At 31.9% G+C, this 3994-nt stretch carries 4 protein-coding genes and 1 pseudogene; all 5 read right to left on the reverse strand.

Features of this window, described 5'->3' with window-relative positions:
• Positions 1-184: 184 nt before the first annotated feature.
• Positions 185-934 carry a prepilin peptidase gene (locus tag Megvenef_RS07785; protein ID WP_322777391.1) on the reverse strand — a complete coding sequence of 250 codons (750 nt, stop codon included), beginning with the start codon at positions 932-934 and terminating at the stop codon, positions 185-187.
• Positions 935-994: 60 nt separating this feature from the next.
• Positions 995-2017, reverse strand: coding sequence for an RP853 family protein (locus tag Megvenef_RS07790; protein ID WP_322777392.1), 1023 nt, complete (start codon positions 2015-2017; stop codon positions 995-997).
• Positions 2007-2639 (reverse strand): hypothetical protein, encoded by a 633-nt coding sequence (locus Megvenef_RS07795; protein WP_322777393.1) that lies wholly within the window; start codon positions 2637-2639, stop codon positions 2007-2009. Before Megvenef_RS07795 ends, Megvenef_RS07790 begins: the two co-directional genes overlap by 11 nt.
• Complete coding sequence (locus Megvenef_RS07800) at positions 2629-3918, reverse strand: hypothetical protein (protein ID WP_410519773.1); 1290 nt, start codon at positions 3916-3918, stop codon at positions 2629-2631. Before Megvenef_RS07800 ends, Megvenef_RS07795 begins: the two co-directional genes overlap by 11 nt.
• Positions 3917-3994 (reverse strand): annotated as a pseudogene (locus Megvenef_RS09960) (alanine--tRNA ligase-related protein); the annotation flags it as partial. The pseudogene Megvenef_RS09960 and the gene Megvenef_RS07800, both read right to left, overlap by 2 nt.

Below are 3994 nucleotides of genomic sequence, written 5' to 3' on the forward strand. Positions count from 1 at the left end.
AAAAAATGAATGTGCGGTGATTTATTTTTGAAATTCTTGAAATTATATCAAAAATTTAGAGTTTTGACGGAGAGACTAGTTGGCTTCGTGGGCCTTCGGCCCAGGATCCTTTTGCTACCGGAAGTGACGATATAAGAAAAGCATGACTAAATATAGTCGTGCTTTTCTTATATCGAACTAACATTTAATAATACAAACCAATAAAAAGTATAGTTATTATCCCAATAGGGTAATTTAACTTATTCATTATGGCACTAGGAAATAAACGTAAGAAAATTATAATAGTAGTAAAAATTAATACGCCGTAATTTTGGCACCATAGGCTTGCTGGTAAAATTAAATGCACTATCACAGTAGCTGTACTGATCGCATTTTTGTTTCCAGAATTCCTGATATCTACTAAGCTATTACGAATAATCCATAAGCTTATAATAGCAGCAAAAGATAAACTTGTTACCCACAGCAAAATTTCTTGATCTGTTAAGGTGCGGTAAATAATACCTAGAGCAATTATCCCTAAAGTAATGTTTATAGGAACGAAATTATGTTTTAAGTATATAAAAATATTCAAAATAACCAGTGTAGCAAAGCAAAAATAAATAAAGAAATATTCTAAGTTTTGACCAAATAGGTAGTATAAAATTATTGCTATTAGCCCAATTAATATTTCAAGAGCTATATAAGATTTTGTAATAGCAATATGACAGTAATTACATTTCCCAAAAGTGCTAAACCAACTTAAAATCGGTAAGTATTCATAGAAACGCAAAATGTGACCACAATTTGAGCAAAACGGAGGTTGGGTTAATTTTTTATCAAATCCTGAAATCATTATATTTCTTGGAAGGCGATGAAATATAGTAGTGGTAAAATTACCTATTAATGTACCGAATAAAAAAGTAATTAAATAGCTAATAATCACGGTAAGAATCATATTTTTATAAGGAAGAATTAAAAATTAAATATATTTTTTTGAATCAAAGAGTTAGTTTTATTAAGCGCCTCTTCCGCGTTTGCTGGATTTAGATTTTTGTTTTAACGTTCGCTCAGGAGTACTTAGATCAGTAGCCTCTGCAACTCCTATAGGCTTGATTTCTAATGTTTTAGCTAGTTCTTTAGCTTTTTCTTGTGATAACTCATTTTTAATGTTGGTGCTCTTTGAAAGATCTGGATCATCAATTAAAATTTGTTTGCTTATTTCCTTAAGCTGATTAAGGTTTTTTGTTTCATTTACTATAGTTGGTACGCTTTGAGCAACTATATTACCAATCTTTTCACCGAATGCTGGTCCGTATTTTATTGCATATAGTGTTGCCGGTAAAACAAGTGCGGGAAGGGCTAAACCTCCAACAACGATTCCAATTGAAGCAGCAACGATCACGCTTCCTGCCAAGGCAATTTTGGCAAAGGCTGATTTGAACCCTGTTACTTTTTGATTCAGAGCTTTTGATTGGACTAATATTGAATTTAGGTGAGCCCCTACAGATTCAGAAATTTCTTGCTGTTGTTTTTTAGCTTTTACGGCAGAAAGTACTATAGAATGAAACAATTTAGGATCTGACATAACAATAGTCAGTAATTCTTTGCCGTCTTTACCGTTTAATAAATCTTTAAGGACTAGTCTAATAGCTTGTTGCTCTGCATGACTTAAATTACCAAAATGAGTAGAAATTACGGATTCAATAACTGCATCTTGAGATTGTTCGGCAGATTTTGCATTATCTTCATCATCTTGATTTTCAGGTGTAATAGCAATAGCAAATAGTGTCATTGCTGAGGAAAAAGTTTCATTAAGTATAATTTTTTGATCCAAATGTTTCTTTAACCTAGAACCACATAAGTTTACATATTCCTCCAGTTGAGGGATGGATTTCAATCTGAGAGAATAATCTATTGCCAAAAGGTTAGAAATAGCTCTCTTGAGTTGTTCTCCAAGGTTATTACTCAAATGCTTGTCAAAATACAGGTTAAAAGGTTTCGGATCAACACCTGCTGGGAGTTTTATATCATTTTTCATACACAATATCCCTAAGAAGAATTTTTATTTTTACCTCTAATAATTCTGGTGCTTTAGTTGGTGTTAATTCGTTGATTATTTCTGGTGTTAAAGCATCTATTGACCGAAGATTACTGCTTAGCACTACAGAACCTTGTGGAATAATACCGCGTAAATCATGAGTAATATTTAGCAATTGATAAGGATCTAAAGTTTTAAAATGAATATCGGCCGTGTGGTAACTTATTTTTACATTCTCATTATTAGCAAAAGAAGTTTCTCCATCGAAGCCTTTGGAGATTTTAATACTTATAGGTTCAAATAGCCCATACTTTGTAGCGAGAGATTCTACTGTATTAATAAATTCTGTTCGTCTTATGCAATCAAGATCTCCAGTACTCGTAATTAGAGAGTTATAATCGTTGTTTATGGTAACAATTTTGTCTTCAAAATCCTTGATAGATTCTATTTGTAACGCGGCTTCTCGGAGAAAAGAGTTGGCTTTCTGTTTCCTTTGAGATGATTTTTCCAAATCATTAGTAAACACAGGTATTAATAGGGCAAGGCTTATTATAAGCAGCAGATAAATAATAATCTTGAAAAAAATAATATTTTTAAGATGAACTACAAGCTTATCTAGCATGCGTATCCTCGCCAACTTTTCCTTTAATTAAAAAATGAGCTGGTATAGTGACCCTCCTTGCAGCTTCTTTAATCTCATCAGAATTCTTAGTGAAAACAACGTGGAAGTTCTGAAAATTAGCTTTTATATGATTATAATACCCATTAATAACTTCTATTCCTTCTAATGTAGAGTCTATTGGTCCGTCATAATTAATGTCGATAGATATTACCAAATCGCTTTGAGGAAAATTGACTAATAAAGGATTGCTTAATTTCCAAGATAACTTATTAATCTTTAAATTCTTATGCTGAGTTAAAACAAGAATTTTATAGTGATCAAAAGGAGTATTGGGTTGTCTAGCAATTATATTTTGTAAGTTATACATTTCAAGCAAATCCCCAACATTTGAGAGCTTTGGGTTTCTCTTCTTTACTTGCCTATATTCTTCAGCAAGCTTGTAGTATTGTTTATTAAGATCGTTTGCTTGGGATTGAACTGTAATAGCTTGATATTTAAAAAAGCATAGAGTTAAGATCATTACAGAAATAATAGCAATAACAGGCTTGAATATCACTCTGTTGAGTAACGTAAGTTTTGTAATGCCTCGCAACGGTTTATTTGAAGCTAGATGGGTAGTACTATTATTGAACATTTCTATCAAAGCGGTATCCTGAAATCTATCGTCTGAATTATGTGTCGTGAGTTCTAAATCATCCCCAGTTAAAGCTAATATATTGCAGTTATCAAACTTAAGTTCAGATATCATTTGCTTAAGCGTATTATCTACTAAAAATATGAGGCATGGTTGTGTTTCAAGTGTTTTAATATATTGCTTATAAAATAATAGTTTACCAGAGATTACTTGTTCAATTGTTCCAATTAAATACATATCCGATTTTTCATAAGGAAATTCTACCGTTTTTTCACTCATGATGTTATTTTTATATTTTACAATAACCCTAATATTGCTTGCCTCAGTGGTTATAGTAAAGATTTGCAGGCTATCTAAGTGCTCCGATTTTCCACTAGCTTTAAGTATACGGTCAATTATCGTTCCTAATTCTAAAGATAAGAAATATATCCCACTATATTTAAAAGATTTTTTTATTGAATATTCTAGTATATCACTTAATGGAGGAGCGAAAGGAGTTGTGGCTATACAAGTATTCCAAACTTCGCCATTTTGGTTATTAACGTCATAAACACTGTAAGCAACAATATCGTCTGGTTTGTATTTTTCTGAAATAAACTTATCAACAGGGTTTACTTTAATAAGGGTGCTTAAAATTGGTAGCATCTCCATGATCATAAAAAATTTCAGAGCATGGCCCACACGGACCAGTATCACCCATTGACCAAAAATTATCGTTTGT

The sequence above is a fragment of the Candidatus Megaera venefica genome (genome assembly GCF_034554655.1).
GTDB classification, from domain to species: domain Bacteria; phylum Pseudomonadota; class Alphaproteobacteria; order Rickettsiales; family Rickettsiaceae; genus Megaera_A; species Megaera_A venefica.